20 protein-coding genes are annotated in these 19734 nt (G+C 72.6%); 11 read left to right on the top strand and 9 right to left on the bottom strand.

Annotation, left to right across the window (positions count from 1 at the left end; all coding sequences use genetic code 11):
- The first annotated feature begins 6 nt into the window (after positions 1–6).
- Positions 7–813: an alpha/beta hydrolase gene (locus tag ACYVLJ_RS30390; RefSeq protein ID WP_460441249.1), complete on the top strand. Its 807-nt coding sequence runs from the start codon at positions 7–9 to the stop codon at positions 811–813.
- Here ACYVLJ_RS30390 and ACYVLJ_RS30395 read toward each other — a convergent pair.
- From ACYVLJ_RS30395 to ACYVLJ_RS30405, 3 genes are read right to left on the bottom strand one after another with little or no spacing between them, the layout of a single operon-like run.
- Entirely contained in the window at positions 803–1645 is an 843-nt protein-coding gene (locus ACYVLJ_RS30395; RefSeq protein WP_451981836.1) for an ABC transporter permease, read from the bottom strand. The two genes, ACYVLJ_RS30390 and ACYVLJ_RS30395, sit on opposite strands and share 11 nt — an antisense overlap.
- Positions 1642–2553: an ABC transporter ATP-binding protein gene (locus ACYVLJ_RS30400; protein ID WP_451981839.1), complete on the bottom strand. Its 912-nt coding sequence runs from the start codon at positions 2551–2553 to the stop codon at positions 1642–1644. The genes ACYVLJ_RS30395 and ACYVLJ_RS30400 overlap by 4 nt, the downstream gene beginning before the upstream one ends.
- Positions 2550–3677: a hypothetical protein gene (locus tag ACYVLJ_RS30405; protein ID WP_460441250.1), complete on the bottom strand. Its 1128-nt coding sequence runs from the start codon at positions 3675–3677 to the stop codon at positions 2550–2552. Before ACYVLJ_RS30405 ends, ACYVLJ_RS30400 begins: the two co-directional genes overlap by 4 nt.
- Positions 3678–3838: 161 nt before the next feature.
- On the opposite strand from ACYVLJ_RS30405, the gene ACYVLJ_RS30410 reads away from it, so the two are divergent.
- The gene (locus ACYVLJ_RS30410; RefSeq protein ID WP_460441251.1) at positions 3839–4492 is read left to right on the top strand and encodes a rhomboid family intramembrane serine protease; all 654 of its coding nucleotides are present in this window, start codon (positions 3839–3841) and stop codon (positions 4490–4492) included.
- A 3-nt stretch (positions 4493–4495) separates the two neighbouring features.
- Here ACYVLJ_RS30410 and ACYVLJ_RS30415 read toward each other — a convergent pair whose 3' ends face one another.
- Positions 4496–5269, bottom strand: a complete 774-nt coding sequence (locus ACYVLJ_RS30415; protein WP_460441252.1) for an alpha/beta fold hydrolase — start codon at positions 5267–5269, stop codon at positions 4496–4498.
- A gap of 105 nt (positions 5270–5374) precedes the next feature.
- On the opposite strand from ACYVLJ_RS30415, the gene ACYVLJ_RS30420 reads away from it, so the two are divergent.
- Positions 5375–6133, top strand: a complete 759-nt coding sequence (locus ACYVLJ_RS30420) for a trypsin-like serine peptidase (RefSeq protein ID WP_451981851.1) — start codon at positions 5375–5377, stop codon at positions 6131–6133.
- Positions 6134–6196: 63 nt separating this feature from the next.
- Here the strand turns inward: ACYVLJ_RS30420 and ACYVLJ_RS30425 are convergent, their stop codons facing one another.
- Together ACYVLJ_RS30425 and ACYVLJ_RS30430 are read right to left on the bottom strand one after the other, a co-directional pair.
- The gene (locus ACYVLJ_RS30425) at positions 6197–7021 is read right to left on the bottom strand and encodes a hypothetical protein (protein ID WP_460441253.1); all 825 of its coding nucleotides are present in this window, start codon (positions 7019–7021) and stop codon (positions 6197–6199) included.
- 176 nt (positions 7022–7197) lie between these two features.
- Positions 7198–7827, bottom strand: a complete 630-nt coding sequence (locus tag ACYVLJ_RS30430) for a TetR/AcrR family transcriptional regulator (protein ID WP_451981857.1) — start codon at positions 7825–7827, stop codon at positions 7198–7200.
- Positions 7828–7913: 86 nt separating this feature from the next.
- Between ACYVLJ_RS30430 and ACYVLJ_RS30435 the strand changes: the two genes are divergently transcribed.
- The 6 genes from ACYVLJ_RS30435 to ACYVLJ_RS30460 all read left to right on the top strand — a co-directional run bounded on the left by ACYVLJ_RS30435 (position 7914) and on the right by ACYVLJ_RS30460 (position 14312).
- The gene (locus ACYVLJ_RS30435) at positions 7914–9608 is read left to right on the top strand and encodes a TIGR03086 family metal-binding protein (RefSeq protein ID WP_460441254.1); all 1695 of its coding nucleotides are present in this window, start codon (positions 7914–7916) and stop codon (positions 9606–9608) included.
- A gap of 146 nt (positions 9609–9754) precedes the next feature.
- Positions 9755–10594 carry a hypothetical protein gene (locus tag ACYVLJ_RS30440; RefSeq protein WP_451981863.1) on the top strand — a complete coding sequence of 280 codons (840 nt, stop codon included), beginning with the start codon at positions 9755–9757 and terminating at the stop codon, positions 10592–10594.
- A gap of 50 nt (positions 10595–10644) precedes the next feature.
- Positions 10645–11259: a TetR/AcrR family transcriptional regulator gene (locus tag ACYVLJ_RS30445; RefSeq protein ID WP_460441255.1), complete on the top strand. Its 615-nt coding sequence runs from the start codon at positions 10645–10647 to the stop codon at positions 11257–11259.
- Positions 11256–12425, top strand: a complete 1170-nt coding sequence (locus ACYVLJ_RS30450; RefSeq protein WP_460441256.1) for a Glu/Leu/Phe/Val dehydrogenase dimerization domain-containing protein — start codon at positions 11256–11258, stop codon at positions 12423–12425. The genes ACYVLJ_RS30445 and ACYVLJ_RS30450 overlap by 4 nt, the downstream gene beginning before the upstream one ends.
- A gap of 40 nt (positions 12426–12465) precedes the next feature.
- On the top strand, positions 12466–13248 hold the full coding sequence (locus ACYVLJ_RS30455) for an alpha/beta fold hydrolase (protein ID WP_460441257.1): 783 nt from the start codon (positions 12466–12468) through the stop codon (positions 13246–13248).
- 41 nt (positions 13249–13289) lie between these two features.
- Complete coding sequence (locus ACYVLJ_RS30460) at positions 13290–14312, top strand: LLM class flavin-dependent oxidoreductase (RefSeq protein WP_451981875.1); 1023 nt, start codon at positions 13290–13292, stop codon at positions 14310–14312.
- Here ACYVLJ_RS30460 and kstD read toward each other — a convergent pair.
- Positions 14309–16024 (bottom strand): 3-oxosteroid 1-dehydrogenase, encoded by a 1716-nt coding sequence (gene kstD / locus ACYVLJ_RS30465; RefSeq protein ID WP_460441258.1) that lies wholly within the window; start codon positions 16022–16024, stop codon positions 14309–14311. The genes ACYVLJ_RS30460 and kstD overlap by 4 nt on opposite strands.
- A gap of 179 nt (positions 16025–16203) precedes the next feature.
- On the opposite strand from kstD, the gene ACYVLJ_RS30470 reads away from it, so the two are divergent.
- Together ACYVLJ_RS30470 and ACYVLJ_RS30475 are read left to right on the top strand one after the other, a co-directional pair.
- Complete coding sequence (locus ACYVLJ_RS30470) at positions 16204–16899, top strand: SDR family NAD(P)-dependent oxidoreductase (protein ID WP_460441459.1); 696 nt, start codon at positions 16204–16206, stop codon at positions 16897–16899.
- Between the two features lie 10 nt (positions 16900–16909).
- Complete coding sequence (locus ACYVLJ_RS30475) at positions 16910–17638, top strand: nucleotidyltransferase domain-containing protein (protein ID WP_460441259.1); 729 nt, start codon at positions 16910–16912, stop codon at positions 17636–17638.
- Here the strand turns inward: ACYVLJ_RS30475 and ACYVLJ_RS30480 are convergent.
- Together ACYVLJ_RS30480 and ACYVLJ_RS30485 are read right to left on the bottom strand one after the other, a co-directional pair.
- Complete coding sequence (locus ACYVLJ_RS30480) at positions 17599–18906, bottom strand: 6-phospho-beta-glucosidase (protein ID WP_460441260.1); 1308 nt, start codon at positions 18904–18906, stop codon at positions 17599–17601. The two genes, ACYVLJ_RS30475 and ACYVLJ_RS30480, sit on opposite strands and share 40 nt — an antisense overlap.
- Positions 18903–19646 (bottom strand): DeoR/GlpR family DNA-binding transcription regulator, encoded by a 744-nt coding sequence (locus tag ACYVLJ_RS30485; protein ID WP_460441261.1) that lies wholly within the window; start codon positions 19644–19646, stop codon positions 18903–18905. The genes ACYVLJ_RS30480 and ACYVLJ_RS30485 overlap by 4 nt, the downstream gene beginning before the upstream one ends.
- Positions 19647–19734: the final 88 nt, after the last annotated feature.

Genomic DNA, 19734 nt, shown 5'->3' on the forward strand with positions numbered 1-19734 from the left:
GGGGGTGTGCGGATCACGGCCTGGTGGCGCGGCATCAGCCCGCGACGGCGCCTGCTCATGGGCGGCGTCGCGGTGGTCGTCGTGGCCGTGCTCGTCGCGACCGCCGTCGCCACCACGCGGACCAGTGCCGCGCCGCAAGCCGGGACGCCCGACCAGGGCAAGCCCGGTCCCGTCCTGCTCGTCCCCGGCTACGGCGGCGGCCAAGGTGCGCTCAACGAGCTCGCCGCGCACATCCGCCAGTCCACCGGCCGCAGCACGCAAGTCCTCACCCTGGCCGGCGACGGTACCGGTGACCTGCTGGAACAGGTCGCCGTCCTGGCCGAAGCCGTCGAAGACGCGTACGCGAGCGGAGCGCCTTCGGTCGACGTCATCGGCTACTCCGCGGGTGGTGTCGTGGCCCGGCTGTGGGTGAACCGCGACGGTGGAGACCACCAGGCCCGCCGGATCGTCACGCTCGGCGCGCCGATGCACGGCACCGGGCTCGCCGCCGCCGGCACCGCGCTCGACCCGGGTGCCTGTCCCGTCGCGTGCCGCCAGCTGGCGCCGGGCAGTTCGCTGCTGAAGGAGCTCGACCGGGTGCCGGTCCCCAAGACGCTCCCGTGGCTTTCGCTGTGGACCGAACGGGACGAGACGGTCACCCCGCCCGACTCCGCCCGGCTGGACGGCGCCGTCAACGTCGCGCTCCAGCAGGTCTGCCCCGGCAACCGGGCCGGCCACGGCGACCTGCCGACCGACCCGGCCGTCACCGGGCTCGTCCTGCAGGCCCTCGGCACGGCCCCGCTCGAAGCCCCGGCCGAATGCCTCAGCTCGTGACGTCCTTCGTCGCGAAGTTCGCCCACGCCGCCCCGAAGAACACGACGATGTAGCCGGCCTGCAGCAGCAGCCCGTGGTCGATGTTGCGCCACAGCACGGGATCCCGGAAGAAGTCGATCCACGACAGCCAGTAGTGCGTCGGCAGGTACGGCTTCACGGACGCGGCCGCGTCCAGGGTCTCCAGCACCGAACTGGTGATGAGCACGGCCAGCCCGCCCAGCGCGGCACCCAGCGCCGAGTCGGTCACCGTCGAGAGGAACACCGTGATCGCCGCGAACCCGAGCATCGACGCGACGACGTAGGACACCGCGCCCAGCAGCCGGAACCCCAGCCCGGACGACGTGAGCGACTGCCCCGACAACGACGTCACGCCGCTCGGCTGCCCGCTCGGCCCGGCGACGCCCGGCGCGCCGCCGGTGCCGAACAGGATCACCCCGAGCACCAGCGACGTCAGCACGACGATCACGATCGCCGCGGTCACGTACACGGCCAAAGCCACCATCTTGGCGCCGAGCAGGCGAGTCCGGCCGACGGGCCGCACCAGCAGGTAGCGCAGCGTCCCGCCGGACGCCTCGCCGGCGATCGAGTCGCCCGCGACGACCGCGACCGCGATCGGCAGGAACAACGGCAGGACGAGCGCGAGCGCGGCCGCCGGGAACAGCGCGCCGTCGCTCACGACGGCCGAGAGGAACGCCCCGCCCTGGCCGGGCGGCGGCGCGAAGTCGGCCGTCGCCAGGAAGACGCCGACGATCGCGGGCAGCAGGCAGAGCAGCAGCACGCTGACCCACACCCGCGGCCGCAGCGCGAGCTTCCGCAGTTCGACGGCGATCATCCGGCGGCTCCGAACCGGTCCGAGCCCGGACCCGTGACGTCGAGGACGACCTGTTCGAGCGTCCGCTGTTCGGCGTGGAGGGAGGCGACGCGCACGCCGGCTTCGACGAGCAGTGCGTTCAGGGCAGCCGGGTCGTCGTGCCGGATGACCAGGCGGTCGCCGTCGCGGGACTCGAGCTGCCCGTCCAGGACCGCGGCCGCCGCCGCGGGATCGGGCGTGGCGACGAGCACGCGGCCGGTCGCCGCGCGCAGCGTCGCCAGGTCCTCCTGCAGCACCAGCCGCCCGCGGTCGACGACGCCGACGCGCGTGCAGAGCTGCTCCACCTCGGCCAGCAGGTGGCTGGACAGGAACACCGTCGTGCCGCCCTCGTTCAGCTCGACGAGCAGCTCGCGGATCTCCTTGATGCCCTGCGGGTCGAGGCCGTTGGTCGGCTCGTCGAGGATCAGCAGCCGCGGCTTCCGCAGCAGCGCGCCCGCGAGCCCGAGCCGTTGCCGCATGCCGAGCGAGTACGCCTTCACCGGCCGCTGGTCGACGCCGCCCAGCCCGACCTGCTCCAGGGCCTCTTCGACGCGACGCCGCCGGGTGCGCCGCGCGCCACCGCGCCCGGCCGCGTCGAGCAGCGCGAGGTTCCGGCGGCCGGACAGGTGCGGGTACGCGGCCGGGCCCTCGACGAGCGCACCGACGTCCGGCAGCACCTCGGCGACCCGTTTCGGCACGGGCTTGCCGAGCACCTCGATCTCCCCGCCGGTCGCGTAGACCAGGCCGAGGAGCATCCGAACCAGGGTGGTCTTGCCCGAGCCGTTCGGGCCGAGGAAGCCGTAGCGGTCGCCTTCGCGGACCACCAGGTCGACCGCGTCGACGGCCAGGGTGCGGCCGTAGCGCTTGGTCAGCGCGTGCGTGACGATCATCGGGCGCCCCGCCGCAGGCGCGACAGCTCGTCCGCGACGGACTTGAGCACGTCCGCCGTGACGGTCCCGGCCAGCAGGTACGAGCGGCGGGACACCGACGAGCGGACGATCGCGAGCGACAACGGCGTGATCGACAGCTGCACCACCGTCCCGGCGGCCAGCCTGACCTGCACCGCACCGGCCTTCCCGGCGGCGTCGGCGGCCGCGTTCCCGACCGCGCGCGGCACCGCGGCCACGACGAAGGACGCCAGCCCGGTGCCGTAGAGCGCGGCGCCCTCGACCCCGCCGAAGTTCGACGACGCCACCGGCCGCCCGGCGAGCGTCGCCGGCAACGGCACCTCGCCCAGCGCGCCGAGCACGTTCGAGACGTCCGGGGCGCTCGCCACGGTGAACCCGGCGCCGGGCACCGGCCGCGGTGCCTCGACGACCGGCGTCGTCTGGTCGAGCTGCTGGAACTCGCTGACGAGGATCGGCGCCTGCTGCCCGCGGGCGGTCACCTCGACGCGCACCGCGAGCCCGGTCGCCGGGTCCGCCCAGACGTCGACCTGCCCGATCGTCGTGTCGGGATCGGCGGGCACGAGCCGGAACCCGGACGCGGCGACCCCGGCGACGTTCCGGCCCGGCAGCGCGCTCACCGGGTCGTTCTTCGCGGCCTGGACGACCCGCCGGGCCAGCTCCGGCGGCAGCAGGTCCCCGGCCCGCGGGAGCCGGACGCCCGGGTCGCCGATCAGCTCGGTCAGCGTGTGGTCGCCGTAGTCCCACGTGTATTCGCCGTCGGGCAGGCGGTAGACGTCGTGCTCGCCGGCGGTGCCGAGGATGTCGACGCGGTAGCGGTCGGGCCCGGCGTACCACGCGCGCATCGGCGTCCGCATGGAGAAGAGCGCGGTGACCGGGGTGAGGTTCGGCAGCTCCGGCAGGGCGAGCGAACCGGCGCTTTCGGCGTACCCCTGGTACGGCCGTCCGGCCGACGCCAGGACGAGCGCACGCAGCCGGCCCGGATCGACCACCGCCCCGGCGGGCTCGAGCGCGGCGACGACCGAGGGAACGGACACGAGCACCGCGGCCACGGCGGCCACGACCGCCCACCGGCGCCGCTTCGCGTGCCGCACCACCGAGGGCGTCATCCGGCATCACCTCTCGCATCCTTTGTACGCCATGGCCGCGGGTCCGGGGCCAGGGTCGGCGGATGACGACGGCGGACCGAAGCCGTGCCGCGGGCCGCGGAAGTGACCTCGCCGTGACGGCTCGAGCGCTATTCTCGGGCCCAGAGCGAGCAGGGGGCAGGATGAGCACGATCGGTGAGGGCCCGGCCCGCAGCGAAGCCGAGATGATGATCGCCGAGGCCAAAAAGGCCTTCTGGGTGATGGTCGGCCTCTTGGCGCTGCTGTGGGCGATCCAGATCGTCAACGCGATCGGTGGCTACGACCTCAGCCGCGAGTTCGGCATCGAAACGCGCGACCCGGCGTCCCTGCCGGAGATCTTCACCGCGCCGCTGCTGCACTACGGCTGGGACCACATCGAAGCCAACTCGGGCCCCCTGTTCGTCTTCGGGTTCCTCGCCGCCTACCGCGGCGTGAAGAAGTGGCTCGGCGTCAGCCTGCTGATCGTCGTCGCGAGCGGGCTCGGCATCTGGTTCATCTCGCCCACCTCGGCCGTCACGGTCGGGGCCAGCGGCCTGGTCTTCGGCTACTTCGGCTACGTCATCGTGCGCGGGCTGTTCGACCGGCACCCGATCGACATCGTGATCGGGCTGGTGATGGCGTTGTGCTTCGCCTACACCTTCACGTCGCTGCTGCCGACCCAGGAGGGCGTCAGCTGGCAAGGTCACCTGTTCGGCTTCGCCGGCGGCATCATCGGCGGCTGGCTGTTCCGCGACCGCCGTCCGAAGGCGATCGCTTCGCCCGACGCGACGACCACGCTGCTGCCCAAGGACTCCTGAGCGTCACCCGAACGCGAAGACCGCCCGGACGAACTGGTCCGGGTCGAAGTCCATGGCCTGGTGCGCCTGGCCGTGCAGCGGGACGACGTCGGCGCCGGGGATGCGCTCCGCCACGGCTTCGGCGGCCAGCCGCAGGTAGGCGGGGCTTTCGGTGCCCGCGAACAGGCGGACCGGGATCTTGATCGCGCCCAGGTCGTCGCCGAATTCGACCGCCTCGACGACCTCGAGCTCCCGCGGGATCGTGTGCGCGGCGGCGACCCGGGCGAGCCAGACCGGCGTACCGCGCATCGCCTCGACGTCCGCCGCGGGGAGCCGGAGCGCCTCCCGGAGGAAGATCTCCAGGACCTCCTCCGGGTCGCCGGCCGCACGCATGCGCTCACGCGCGTCCGGCCCGACGACGTGCTCCCCCGGCTTCGGCCTCGGCGGCTCGTAGGCCACGAGCCGCGAAACCGCGCCGGTGATCCGGACGGCCTCCAGCGAGCACAGCGCGCCGTAGGAGTGCGCGAGCAGGTAGACGTCACCCCCGGCGGCCTCCGCCACCGCCGCGATGTCTTCGGCTTCGCGCCGGATGCCGTACTCCGCGGCCTCGTCGCGGCTGAGCCCCCGCCCGCGGCGGTCGACGAGGTGCAGGCGGTACCGCGCGGCGAGCCGCTCGCGAACCACCGACCAGCGCGTGTGGTCCGCGCCGGTGCCGTGGACCAGGACCATCGGCGGACCGGCACCCAGCGTCTCGAAGCCGACGACCGTGCCGTCGGGCGACCTGACGGAACTCGACATGCCCCGAGGCTAGCGACGTCCGCGCCGTCTGGCAGCCGCTGTGAAGTCGCTGTGGATCCGCCGCCACAGGCTGCCAACCCGGCCGCGCTGTGGTGATCTGGATCGGTGGCGATCAAGTTCCTGAGGTCCGCGCTCGCGGGCGTGGCGACCGTGCTGGTGCTCGGCGCCGGCCTGCTCGCCGGCACAGGCACGACCGCCGACGACGCCTACGCCGAGGGAACACCGGCCCCCACGACCACGCCTGCTCCCACCACGGCACCCGCGCCCGTGGTCGCGAAAACGGTGTCCCCGGTCGGTGCGCTGTTCGCCGACGGCAGCCATTTCTGCACGGCGAGCGTCGTCCATTCCGGCACCGGCGACCTGGTGCTGACCGCCGCGCACTGCGTCAAAGACGGAATGGTGTTCGCACCCGGGTACCACGACGGCGTCGCCCCGCTGGGAATGTGGACGGTCACCGGCGTCGCGGTCGCGGACGGCTGGACGTCCTCGGCCGATCCGGATCTGGATTTCGCGTTCCTGACCGTTCAGCAGGCCGGCAATCCGGCGTCGCTGGAAAGCCTCACCGGCGCGAATGTGCTGGGCGTCGACCGCGGTTTCGACCACACGATCACCCTGACGGGCTACCCCGACACGACCGATTCCCCCGTGGTCTGCACGGGGACCACCACCCGGTTCGACACCTACCAGCTCCGCGTCGCGTGCCCCGGTTTCCCGGACGGCACCAGCGGCGGCCCGTGGGTCGCGGACGGCGCGGTCGTCGGGGTCATCGGCGGCTACGAGCTCGGCGGCGACACCCCGGACGTCTCCTACAGTGCCTACTTCGACGACGACATCGCGAAGCTCTACGCGTCGGCCACGGGCTGAAAACGCGAACCGGGCCCGCGTCCCTGGCGGAGGACACGAGCCCGGTTCACCTCTCGCGAACCCTCAGCAGGTCACGATGAGCCCGGTGAACGCAGAGCACGTCTTGGACGCGCTGTCGTTGGCGCCGTTGGGATCCTGCGGCGAGCTGGCCGTGCGCTGCGCGGTCGCGGTGTACGAACCGATCGCGAGCAGGCCGCCGTTGACTGAGAACTTCGCCGTCGCCGAAGCCCCGCTGGCCAGCGAAGCGACGTCGCAGTTCAGCGTCCGGGTGGCGCCGACGCGGGTGCACCCGGTCCCGCTCGCGAACGACAGGCCGGACGGATACGTTGCCACGACCCGGATCCCGGTCGCCGTCGACGGCCCGGAGTTCGTCACGGTGACCGTGTAGTCGAAGCGCGCGTTCAGCCCGCCGCGGCCGGTCGCCGCCAGCGCGACCTTGACGTCGGCGAGCGTCGTCGGCTGGCCGATCGTGATCGTCGGGCCGTCGGTGCTCGTGAAGGCGTAGTTGTCGCCGACGAACTGGTGGCGCAGGATGAAGTCACCCGGGGTGGCGGTTTCCTTGGCACGCAAGGTGAACGTGACCGTCCGGGTGCCGCCCGGCTCGAGGTCGCCGACCGGCGCTCGGTAGCTGCCGTCGTAGACGTAGCAGTCGGCGGTCGTGTTGGCGCACGACACGAGGTCGGCGACGTCGGTGAGCGCGACCGGCCGCGCGGAGATCGCCGCCTTGGCGCCGGTCACCGCGAAATCGAGCCCGTTGTACAGGGTTTCCGTGACGGTGAACGTCTGTCCCGGAAGCACGGTGGTGGGACTGACTTCGACGGAACTGGGCGGCGTCTCGGCCTGCGCGGCGGGTGCCATCGCGAGGAACGCCGTGGCCATCGCGGCCACCGAGGTCAGAATCGTGGTGCGTCGCCATCTTCGTTGCATGGTCGTGATCTCGCCGTTTCGGTCCGGGGAATGCCGCTCTGACGGATACTGCGTGGTCTTCGTGGACAGCCGACGTTGATCAGTCGTCGCACTCCCGGAATTCGTTACCGCCAACCGGACGCGTCGCGAGACGACCGTCAGGAGGGACGCCAGCGTCCGTTCATCTCACCCGGACGCGGCGGCGGCCCCGGCAGTTCGGCCCCTTTTCCGGCCGCCAGACCCTCGACGAGCATGGCCAGGTAGCGCCGCCGCAACTCGGCCGTGCGGTCCGCGTCGCCGACGCGGATCGCCGCGCAGCACTCGAGGAGCATCCCGATGTCCTCGGTCACGACGTCCTCGCGCAGGCGCCCGGACTCGTGCGCCCGCTCGACCAGGCGCGCCGTCAGCTCACCCGCGCGCCGCGCGTCATCGCCCATCTCGGCCGTCGGCGTGAACGTGCCGGCGAGGTGCACGGTCAGCGAGTGCACGTCGGCGTCGACCACCCGGGCGAGGAAGCCGGTGAGCGCGGCCCAGCCGTCCGGTTCGCCGGCGGCGGCCTCGGCTTCGGCGATGTAGGTGCGCAGGCCGTCGTGGCAGAGCCGGCAGAGCAGGAACTCCTTGCTCGGGTACCGCCGGTAGAGCGCGCTGATGCCGACGCCCGCGCGTTCGGCGACGTGGGACACGGGCGCCTTCGGGTCCACCAGGAAGACCTGGCGGGCGGCATCGAGGATGACGACGTCGTTGCGGGCGGCCTGGCCGCGGCGGCCGGGCAGGGCGGTCTCGGGCATGCGCCGAGATTAGCACTGGAACGGATCGTTCCGCTCTGCTATTGTTCGGAACGAAGCATTCCGTTCCGGAGTTCGAGGAGCCCGCCATGACCGTCCCCGCCGTCCGCCCCTTTCGCGCCGAGATCCCCCAGTCCGCCCTGGACGACCTGCAGGCCCGGCTGCGCCGCGCGCTGTGGCCGGACGACCTGCCCGCCGAGTACGGCGTCACGAACGAGCGGGTCCGCGCGCTGGCGGAGTACTGGCTGGAGAAGTTCGACTGGCGGGCGGTCGAGGCGCGGCTCAACGCGCACCCGCAGTTCGTCACGGAGATCGACGGCGAGACGATCCACTTCCTGCACGTCCGGTCGTCCCGCGCGGACGCGACACCGCTGGTCCTGACGCACGGCTGGCCGGGCTCGGTCGTCGAATACCTGGACGTCATCGGCCCGCTGACCGAGCCGCAATCGGCCGACGCGCCGGCGTTCCACCTAGTGATCCCGTCGCTGCCGGGCTTCGGGTTCTCGGGCCCGGCGCGGGCGGCGGGCTGGGGCACGCACCGCACCGCGGCCGCGTGGGCGGAGCTGATGAGCCGGCTCGGCTACGAGTCGTACGGCGCGGTGGGCAACGACGCGGGCTCGATGATCTCGCCGGAGATCGGCAGGCTGGCGCCGGAGAAGGTGGTCGGCGTGCACGTCACGCAGCTGTTCTCGTTCCCGTCCGGCGACCCGGCGGAGATGGCGGACCTGAGCGAGGCCGACCAGGCCGCGCTCGCCCACCTGCAGTGGTTCTACGAGAACATGTTCTCCTTCAACCAGTTGCACAGCCAGCAGCCGCACACGCTGGCGTTCGCCCTCGCGGACTCGCCGCTGGGGCTGCTGGCGTGGAACGCCCAGCTGTTCGGCGAGCACCTCGACCCGGAGTTCGTCCTCGCGAACGTGGCGCTGTACTGGCTGACCGGCACGGGCGGCTCGTCGATCCGGTTCTACTACGAGGACGCGCACCGCGAGCCGCGCCGGGAGAGCCCGACAACGGTCCCGACAGCCCTGGCGATGTTCGCGGGCGACTTCCGGTCGATCCGCCGCTTCGCCGAGCGAGACCACGCGAACATCGTCAGCTGGAACGCGTACGACACCGGCGCGGAAGCCGGCGGTCCCCGGGACGCGGCAGGCCACTACGCGGCGCACGAAGCCCCGGAGGTCCTGGTCGCGGACATCCGCGGGTTCTTCGCGAGCCTGAACCGCTGGCCCCTGCTGTCGGCAGCGCACGACACCCTGCGCGCGGCGGCCGCGGGCGTCACGGACTGGTCCGCCCCGACCCCGTGCGCGCAGTGGAACGTGACGCAGGTCCTCCAGCACGCAGCCGGCGACCAGCAGGGCTACGCGGCGTTCATCACGGGCGGGCCGGGCCCGGACTTCGACCCGTTCTCCCCGTCGGGCTCGCTGAAGGACGCACCCTCGTTCCTGGAGCCGAAGCTGACGGCATCGGCGGCAGCGTTCGCCACGGTTCTCCCGGACGCGACGGCGGTCCCGACGCCCCTGCCCCAGGGAGCCCTCCCGGCAGCGGTGGCGGTAGGCGCGGCGGCGTTGGACGCGGCGGTCCACGCGTGGGACATCGCGGTGGCGACGGGCCAGGAGTCCCCGCTGACCCCGAGCATGGCGGCGGCGTTGCTGCCGGTGGCAAAGCAGCTGGCCGAGCCTCTCCGAGGCTTCGCGTACGCCCCGGCTTTGGAGCCCGCGTCGGACGACGGCGCGGCCGCGCAGCTCCTCCGGTACCTGGGCCGCGACCCGAAGTGGACGGCTTGAGTCTCGTTCCCTTGCCACGCCGGGGAACCCCGCGGTTCCCCGGCGTGGCCCTCGACTGTTCCTCCTCGGCGACCCGCCCCCGGCCACAAAGGACCCGGCCCGAAAACCCTTTGCCCCCAACAACTCCCGTCCTTACCCTGGCTCCCATGACGAACCGACCCTTCCGGTGGGACCTGGTGCGTCCCGACCAGGTCGGGACGCTCCTCGACGACACCGAAAAACCGCACCTCTGGTTCCTGGACGACCTGACCACCTGCACCGCCAAGGTGCTGGCCCGCTGCGGAGACGGCGAGCTCCACTTCGTCGGCCGGTCGCTCGACAGCATGCACGATCTCCTCGGCGGCGCCCTGGAACGCACGTCGTGGCGTGACCGGGTGCGTCAGCTGCCCGTTTCCCTCAAACCGCGGCACGCGTTCGGGCGGCGGGATGTCCTGCTGCTGCGGGAAAACCTGGCCGCCGCCGGGATCACGCCCTACTCGCTCGCGCGGGGTACGCGGCCGACCGTGTTCGTCGACCTCGTCTACGAAGGCGACACCTTCACCGAGCTGTACTACCGGCTTCGGGACTGGATCGACGAAGACCGCGAGCCCTGGCAGGTGATCCGGCGCAAGCTGCGGTTCCTCGGCGTCACCCTCCGGCAGCCGACCCGGCCGGACGCCTGGCGGTGGCAGGAGGACGTCGCCTGGACGCGGGAGCTGCCCGCGGCGGCCGTCCGCAACGTGTCGCTCGCGCGGGACGTCTGGTGCTACTTCGGCAACCACCAGCCGAAGCTGACGCCGTCGTTCCCGCGGCAGCGGTGGTCCGACGAAACCGTGCGGACGCCCGACCACGGCGAGGCGACGCGGCGGGCGTTGTCCGAGGCGTTCGCGCTCGTCGACGCCGGGCGGTCGGCCGGCGTGCGCGAGCGGCTCGTGCGGACGATCGGGGCCGAGCCCGCGATCGCCGGTCCGTGGCTGCGGGCGCTCGTCACCGAGCTCCGCTGCTGACCGACGTTCGTCTCCTCCCGTCCGGACCGCCCGCTCGGTACGGTGACCGCATGAGGCGCAAGGCGGTGGCGGTCCGGCGGGAGGAGATCGTGCTCGCCGCGCTGGAACAGGTGCGGCTCCGGGGCATCGCCGGCGTGCGGGCCGCGGACGTCGCCAAGGACCTCGGCGTCAGCACCGCCCTGGTCTTCTACCACTTCGGCACCCTCGAAACGCTCATCGTCGAGGCCTTCCGGCAGGCCGCCGAGCGCAACCTCGCCGTCCTGCGCGAGGAGCTGAACCGCGCCGGCCCGGCCGGTGAACGGCTGCGTGCCGTGCTGGCCCTCTACGGTCCGACCGAGCCCACCGCGGGCTGGCACCTGTGGATCGAGGCCGGGGCCGCCGCGATGCGGGACCCCGAGCTGCGGAACGTCGTTCAACGGCTGGACCTGCGGTGGCGTGACGCCGTCGTCTCGCTCATCACCGAAGGCGTCGCGGCCGGCGAGTTCCGGTGCCCGGACCCGCGGGGCGCGGCGTGGCGGCTGACCGCCCTGCTCGACGGGCTCGCCGTGCAGTTCGTCGCGCGGGAGGGCACCGTCACCGCCGGCGACTGCGCCCGGTGGGTCGACCAGGCGCTGGCGCACGAGCTCGGCGAGACCGAGCTGGCGCTGACCACGGAGGGGCGATGACGGACGCGGCCCTGCTCGAGGTGGCGTGGACCGACCCCGTCACCGGGTGCCGCGGCTACCTGGTGATCGACCGGCTGGTGCGCGGCGTGGCCAGCGGCGGCCTGCGGATGCGGCGCGGCTGCACGCTGTTCGAGGTCCGGGGCCTGGCCAGGGGCATGACGCTCAAGGAGGGCCTCAACTACGACCCCGACGGCCGGTACGTCCCGCTCGGCGGCGCCAAGGGCGGCATCGACTTCGACCCGTACGACGAGCGCGCCCGCGACGTCGTCGCCCGCTACCTGCACGCCATGCGGCCGCTGATCGAGCGTTACTGGACCATGGGCGAGGACCTGGGCCTGCGCCAGGACGTCATCGACGGCGTGATCGCGGAGATCGGCCTGCTCAGCTCGGTCCAGGCGGTCTACCCGCTGCTCGAAGACCGCGAGGCGGCGACCGACCGGCTGGCGGCGGCCTTCGGCATCGAGGTCGGCGGGCTGGGGCTCGACGAGCTGGTCGGCGGGCTCGGCGTCGCCCAGGCCACGCTGACCGGGCTCGAGATGCTGGGGTTGCGCGGCCCGAACCGCGTCGTCGTCCAGGGGTTCGGCTCGATGGGCGGCGCCACCGCGCGGTTCCTCGCCGAGGCCGGCCTCCGGGTCGTCGGGGTCTCGGACGTGCGCGGGGTCGTCGTCAACCCGGCCGGCCTCGACGTCGAGAACCTGCTGCGGTACCGCGACCGCTTCGGCGGCATCGACCGCGACCACCTCGGGCCCGGTGACGAGCTGCTGCCGCCCGAGGCCTGGCTCGAAGTCCCGGCCGAGGTCCTCGTGCCGGCGGCCATCTCGTACTGCGTCGACGGCGACAACCAGGCCAAGATCGGCGCGAAGCTCATCGTCGAGGCGGCGAACATGCCCGTCACCGCGGACGCCGAAGCGCTGCTCGACGCGCGCGGCATCCGCGTGGTGCCGGACTTCGTGGCCAATTCGGCGACCAACTCCTGGTGGTGGTGGACGCTTTTCGGCGACGTCGGAGCGGACGCCGACGAAGCCTTCGGCAAGGTGCGCACCCGGATGCGCGACCTCGTCACCGGGATGTTCGAGCGGGCCACCCTGGACGGCCTCAGCCTGCGCGACGCCGCCCTGCGGCTTTCCGAGAAGAACCTCGAGGCCGTCCAAGCGCGCTTCGGCTGACGCACGTGTCCCGCCGCGCCGTCTCGGGTAGTAGCGGATCATGACGGAATTCGCGCGCACCCCGGACCTGGACATCGGCTACGAGGTCGACGGGCCGCCGAACGGGCGGCCCCTGGTCGCGGTCCACGGCTGGCCGGACGACCCGCACTGCTGGGACGACGTCGTCCCCGCCCTGGCCGAGGCCGGTTTCCGGGTGTTCCGCCCGTACCTGCGCGGCTTCGGCCCGACGACGTTCCGCGACCCGGGCAAGCCGCGCGACGGCGGCTGGGACGCGCTCGGCGCGGACCTGCGGGACTTCCTCGACGCGCTCGACCTCGCCGACGTCGTCGTGGTGGGCCACGACTGGGGCGCGCGGGCCGGGTACGCCCTCGGCGCGCGGTTCCCCGAGCGCGTCTCGCGCCTGGTCGCGATGTCGGCGGGCCACGGCTCGGCCGGTCCCGTCACGCCGCTGGACCACGGCGCCCTGGACGGCGACCGGCGGGCGTACGCGCGGCACCTGTGGACGACCTGGTCCCCGGGCTGGGAGTTCGCCGGCGACGCGTTCGACCGGGCCGCGGCGGCGTGGGACAACGACGACTGGCCGGCGGTCTCCGCCGCGCTCCACGGCGCGGGCGGCGAAGGGGACGCACCCGAGGTCCGCGTCCCGACGCTGGTGCTGCACGGCGCGCGGGACGCCGGTCACCCGCCGTCGAGCAGCGAAGCGAAGAACCACCTCTTCACCGGGAAGTACGAGCGGGTGGTCTTCGAGGACGTCGGGCACTTCCCGCCGCGGGAGGCCCCGGTCCGGACGGCCCGGCGGATCACCTGGTGGGCGCGGCCCTGAGCGGCGGGAACGAAACGGCCCACCCGATAGTTGAACGCTCTATGAAACTCGGCATCTACAGCTTCGGCGACCGCACGCCGGACCCGCGCACCGGTGAGCAGCTGTCCGTGGCGCAGACGCTGGCCAACACCCTCGAGCGGATCAAGCTCGCCGACGAGCTGGGCCTGTCCTTCTACGGCCTCGGCGAGCACCACCTCGACCAGTACGCCATCTCCAACCCGGGCACCGTGCTCGCCGCCGCGGCGGCCGTCACGGACCAGATCACGCTCAGCTCCGCGGTCACCGTGCTGAGCACCGAGGACCCGGTCCGCCTCTACCAGCAGTTCACGACGCTCGACCAGCTCAGCCACGGCCGCGCCGAGCTGCTCGCCGGCCGCGGGTCGTTCACCGAGTCGTTCCCGCTGTTCGGCAACGACCTCGGCGACTACGACGAGCTGTTCGAAGAGAAGCTCGCCCTGCTCCTGCACATCGACCGCCAGGATCCGCTGACGTGGTCGGGCAGGTTCCGGCCGCCGCTGGAGAACGCGCGGATCCTGCCCCGGCCCTACGGCGAGCACCTGCGCATCTCGGTCGGCACCGGCGGCAACCCGGAGTCGTCGATCCGCGCCGGGCTGCTCGGCCTGCCGGTGGTGTACGCCGTGATCGGCGGCCGGCCGGAACGCTTCGCCCCGCTCGTCGACCTCTACCGCCAAGCCGGTGAAGCCGGCGACCAGCACGACCTGCACGTCACCATGGGCGCGATCGGCTTCGTCGCCGAAAAGTCCCAGGACGCCAAGGAGAAGTTCTACCCGTACTGGCTCGAAACGATGAAGTACGGCGCGAAAGCCCGCGGCTGGGCGGTCCCGACCCGGGCCGAGTACGACCAGTACACCCACGGCGCGCAGGCCCTGTTCGTCGGCAGCCCGCAGGAGATCGCCGACCGGATCATCGAGGTCGGCAAGCTCACCGGCGCCGACCGCTACGCGATGCAGATGGACTGGTCCGGCGTGCCGCAGGCCGACGTCATGCGCGCCATCGAGCTGCTCGGCACCGAAGTCCTTCCGTTGGTGCGCAAGGAGTTCTAGACGTCGTTCCCGGCGATGAAGCCGAACGTCATCGCCGGGCCGATGGTCGAGCCGGCGCCGGCGTAGCTGTGGCCCATCACGGCCGCGCTCGCGTTGCCGGCCGCGTAGAGACCGGGGATCACGGACCCGTCCGGGCGCAGCACGCGCGCCCGGGCGTCCGTGCGCATGCCGCCTTTGGTGCCGAGGTCGCCCGGCACGATCTTGAACGCGTAGAACGGCGGCGCCCACAGCGGCGCGAGACAGGAGTTCGGCAGCACCAGCGGGTCGGTGTAGTAGTGGTCGTACGCGCTGACGCCGCGCCGGAAGTCGCCGTCCACCCCGGACCACGCGAAGCCGTTGAACCGGTCCACAGTGGACTTCAGGGCGGCGGGCGGCACGCCGATCGCCGAGCCCAGCGCCGTGATGCTCGACGCCTTGAAGACCGCCCCGGCCGAGTACCAGGCGTCCGGCAGCGGCAGCAGCGGCAGGGTGTCGCGGAAGAGGTACTTGTTCCGGTAGTTCTGGTCGACGACGAGCCACGCGGGGATGTCCGGCTCGGCCGGGTTCTTGTCGTACATCACGTGCACGACGTCGCTGTAGGGCGCGGCTTCGTTGACGAACCGCTTGCCCGCCTGGTTGACGATCAGACCGCCGGGCAGGGTCCGCTCGGCCAGGCAGAAGTACGGGTCGCCGGGGATCGGGATGGCCGGTCCCCACCACGCGTCGTCCATCAGGTCGAGCGCGGCGCCGGCCCGCTGCCCGGCGCGGTGGCCGTCGCCGGTGTTCTCCTTCGCGCCGACCGTCCACGCCGTGCCGATCGGCTGCCGCTGGTACTGCGCCCGCATCGCGGCGTTGTGCTCGAACCCGCCGGAGCCGACGATCACGCCCCGCCGGGCCCGGACGAGCCCCTGCGGCGTCAAAACCCCGGTCACCGCGCCGTTTTCGACGTTCAGGTCGAGCAGCGGCGTGTTCAGCAGCACCGGCACGTTCGCCTGCAGCAGGCCCGCCCGCAGGCCGGCGGCGAGCGACTGGCCCATGGTCAACGGCTTCTGCCCGGCGAGCGCGGCGGCCGTCCCCCGCTCGAGACAGGCGGCCGCGACCGCCGCACCCTTCGCGTTGACCGCGGCCAGGTTCAGCCACTTGTAGTCGGCGCTGAACACGACCATCCCGGCCGGGACGGCGAGGTACGGCGGGTTCAGGTTCGCGAGTTCGGCGCCGAGGAGATTGCCGTCGAACTGGTCCGGCTCGATCGAGCGGCCGTTCGGCAGGCCGCCCGGGAGCTCCGGGTAGTAGTCGCTGTAGCCCTCCATCCAGCGGAACCGCAGCGGGCTGTTCGCCAGCACGAACGCGATCATCTCCGGACCACTGCGCAGGAACGCGTTCTGCCGCTCGATCGGGACGTCGGAGCCGACGACGGCGGCGAGGTACTGCGCGGCTTTCGCCGCTGTGTCCGGGACACCGGCAGCGAGCAGCACGGGGTTGTTCGGGATCCAGATCCCGGCACCGGAGCGGGCCGCGGAGCCGCCGAACGTCGGCGCCTTCTCGAGCACGACGACGCTCAACCCCCGCTTGGCGGCGGTAAGCGCCGCGGTCATCCCGGCCGCGCCCGCGCCGACCACGACGACGTCGTACTCCGCCGGGGTCGCCGCGTGGGCGAGCCCGGTCGTCATGGCGAGGCCCACGCCCGCCGCGGTGCCGCGCAGGATCTGGCGGCGGGTCAGCTCGGCATCCATGGCGCACATCGTGTCTGCCCACCCTCAGAACTGAAACATGTTCTACCCGCTTGGAGCAGCCTGGTAGGCCACTGGTCCGAACCCATGACGACATTCGCGCACCAAGTTGACGGCATCCTCATCTTCTGGCTAACTTGAGAGCAGTCTCAAGTTATTCCGAGGAGGAACCCTTGTCGAAAGTGATCGCCGTCCTGGGTGTCGGGCCCGGGCTCGGCCTGTCGATCGCCCGGCGCTTCGGCCGCGAAGGCTTCACCGTCGCGCTGGTTTCGCGCACCGACACCCGGCACGCGCAGTACCGCGAAGCGCTGCCGGACGTCACCACGCACACTTACACCGCCGATCTGACCGACGAAGCCCAGCTCCGAACGGTCCTCGACCGCATCTCCGCCGACGCGGGCGAAATCGACACCGTCTACTTCGGGCCGGCCGTCGCGGTGGACCTCAAGCCGCTCACCGAGGCCGGCGCCACCGACGTGCTCAGGGGGTTCGAAGCCGCCGTGCTCCCGGCGGCCCGGCTCGTCGAAGCCCTGCTGCCGCGGATGCGCGAGCGCGGTTCGGGCTCGCTGCTGTTCGCCGGCGGCCTGAGCGGAAAGCACCCGATGCCGATGCTCGGGAGCCTCGCCCCGGCCTCCGCGGCCCTGCGCATGTACGTCCTGACGCTCCACGCGGCCCTGCGCGAAACGGGCGTCTACGCGGGCATCCTCACCATCGGCGGCCTCATCGAGCGCGGCGACATCCACCGGGACTTCAGCCGCCAGGACCTCGGCTTCGAGGTCGGCACCCTCGACCCGGACGACATCGCCGACCGGGCGTGGTCGCTGCACAGCGAACGCACCGACGCGGAAGCGGAGTTCTCCGCGATGGCGGCCGTCTAGCCTGGGGATCATGTTCACCCCGGGGGATCGAAACCAGCTCCGCGAAGCCCTGGTCGAGGCGGCCCGGTCGGACGAGCGCGTCACCGGCGCCGCGCTCACCGGCTCGGCCGCGCTCGACGCCGAAGACGCGTGGTCGGACATCGACCTGGCCTTCGCCGTCACCGGCGATCCCGGGCCGGTGCTCGCGGACTTCACCGCGCTGATGTACCGCGAGCACGGCGCGGTGCACCACATGGACGTCGTGTTCGAGCGGACCGTGTTCCGCGTGTTCCTGCTGGCGAACACGCTCCAGGTCGACCTGGCGTTCTGGCCGGAGGCGGACTTCGGCGCGACGACGCCGAAGTTCCGGCTGCTGTTCGGCACGGCCCAGGACCGCCCGCCGGCCCCGCCGCCGGACGCGCGGCGCCTGATCGACCTGGCCTGGCTGCACGCCCTGCACGCCCGGTCGAGCATCGAACGCGGCCGCGGCTGGCAGGCCGAGTACATGATCGGCCGGGTCCGCGAGTACGCCCTCGCGTTGGCGTGCCTGCGGCACGCCGTCCCGGCGGGCGAGGGGCGCGGCCTGGACCTGCTGCCCGCCGCCGTGCTGGAACCGTTCGAAGCCACGCTCGTCGGCGGTCTGGGCGATCTCGGCCGGGCGTTCCACGCCGTCACGGACCTGCTGATCGGCGAGGCCGAGCGGGTCGAGGCCGACCTGGCTCAGCGCTTGGCGCCGTTGCTGCGCGAGCTGGCCAGGTAGGCGAGTTCCGGGTGCGCCGCGACGTAGGCGTCGAGCAGCCGCCGCGCGACGGACACCGAGTCGACCAGCGGATGCAGCGCGAACGCCCGCAACGCGGCGTCGCGCGACCCCGTCGTCGCGGCTTCGATCACCGCCCGCTCGACGGCCTTGACCGCCGTAACCAGCCCCAGCGCGTGCTCGGGCAGCGGCCCGGTGGCCAGCGCGCGGGCGCCGTTCGCGTCGACGTCGCACGGCACCTCGACGACGGCGTCGGCGGGGACGCCCGGGAGCGCGGAGCCGTTGCGGACGTTGAGGATCAATGTCGTGCGTTCGCCGTGTGCGATCGCGCGCATCAGCCTAAGCGCGACCTTCTCGTAGCCGCCGCCTTCGAGGTCGTCACGCTCCCCTTCGCGCGTCTCGGCCATGTACGTCGCTTCGCGCTCTAGCCGCGTGCGCTCCCACGAAGCGAGCGAAGGCGCCGCGTAGAAGTCACGTTGCTGCTCCAGAAGCTGAGCGCCGCGAGAGTGCGGGCTCATCGCTTCGCGCGCGAAGTAGTAATAGTGCAGATACTCGTTCGGCAAGGCGCCGAGAGCGCGCAGCCAGTCCGCGCCGAAGAGCTTGCCCTCCTCGAAGGACTCCAGCGCGTCAGTGTCGGCGAGCAGCCTCGGCAGCACGTCGTCGCCACCGACGCGAACTGCGCGAAGCCAGCCGAGGTGGTTCAGGCCCGCGTAGTCGAACCACGCCGTCGCCGGATCGACGCCGAGGGCGCGCGCGACGCGACGGCACAGCCCCACCGGCGAGTCACAGATGCCGAGCACCCGGCCGCCGAGGTGCGCGGCCATCGCTTCGGTGACCATCCCGGCCGGGTTGGTGAAGTTGATGACCCACGCTTCCGGCGCCCGCTCGGCGATCGTGCGCGCGAGCTCGACGGCGACCGGGACCGTCCGCAGCCCGTAGGCGATCCCGCCCGCGCCGACGGTTTCCTGGCCCAGCACGCCTTCCGCGTGCGCGATCTGCTCGTCGAGCCGCCGCCCGCGCAGGCCGCCGACGCGGATGGCGGAGAACACGAAGTCCACATCGGACAGTGCGTCGCCGAGGTCGGTGGTGGTGCGCACCCGCGGCGCGGCGCGCACCCCGGCGGCCTGCTCGGCGAGAACGCGTTCCGTCGCGCCGAGCCGCCCGGCGTCGACGTCGTGCAGCACCAGCTCGGTGACGCCGCCGTCCGCCAGCAGCGCGCCGTGCACCAGCGGCACGCGGAAGCCGCCGCCGCCCAGGATCGCGAGCCTCATCGCAGCACCTCGACCCCGGCTTCGTCCAGGGCGGCGCAGGTCGGCTCGTCGGCCCCGGTCGTGGTGACGACGACGTCGAGCGCGTCCGGCCCGCAGACCCGCGCCAGGCCGGTGCCGGGGAACTTCCCGGCGTCGGCGAGCAGCACCACGCGGTCCCCCGCGGCGACCATCGCGCGCTTGACCGGCACCTCGACGACCGTCGAGTCCATCACGTGCCCGTCGCCTCGGACGCCGCTGGCGCCGAGGAAGACCGTGTCGGCGTGGACTTGGCGCAACGCGTCCTCCGTCAGGAATCCCACCATCGAGTGATAACTGCGCCGGACCACGCCGCCGAGGAGCACGAGCTGGACGTCGTCGGCGTCCTTCAGCTCTTCGTAGACGGCGAGGCTGCTCGTGATCACGGTCAGCGCGCGGTCGCGCAGGTGGCGCGCGAGCCGGTGCGCGGTGGTGCCGATGTCGAGCAGCACGGTGTCACCGTCGCAGACCAGGCTCGCCGCGCGGCGGGCGACGGCGTCCTTCTCGTCGGCCCGCTCGGCCGCCACGCGGGCGAACGGCTCGTCGTCGGCCGCCATCGCCCCGCCGTAGACGCGGGTCAGCCGGCCTTCGCGATCGAGCTGCACCAGGTCGCGGCGCACGGTGGCCGGGCTGACGCCGAGCCGCTCGGCCAGCACACCGACCGGCGCCGGACCCTCCGCGCGCAGGGCCCGCAGGATCAGCTCGTGGCGGCGCTGGGGCAGCATGCGGGGACGATAGCAGTCAAACTCGCTCATTTTCCGAGCGAGTTTGCGCGGGTCTTGCGGATTCTGCGCATCTGAAGCACGCTCGTGC

It is taken from the genome of Amycolatopsis stemonae (genome assembly GCF_054781455.1).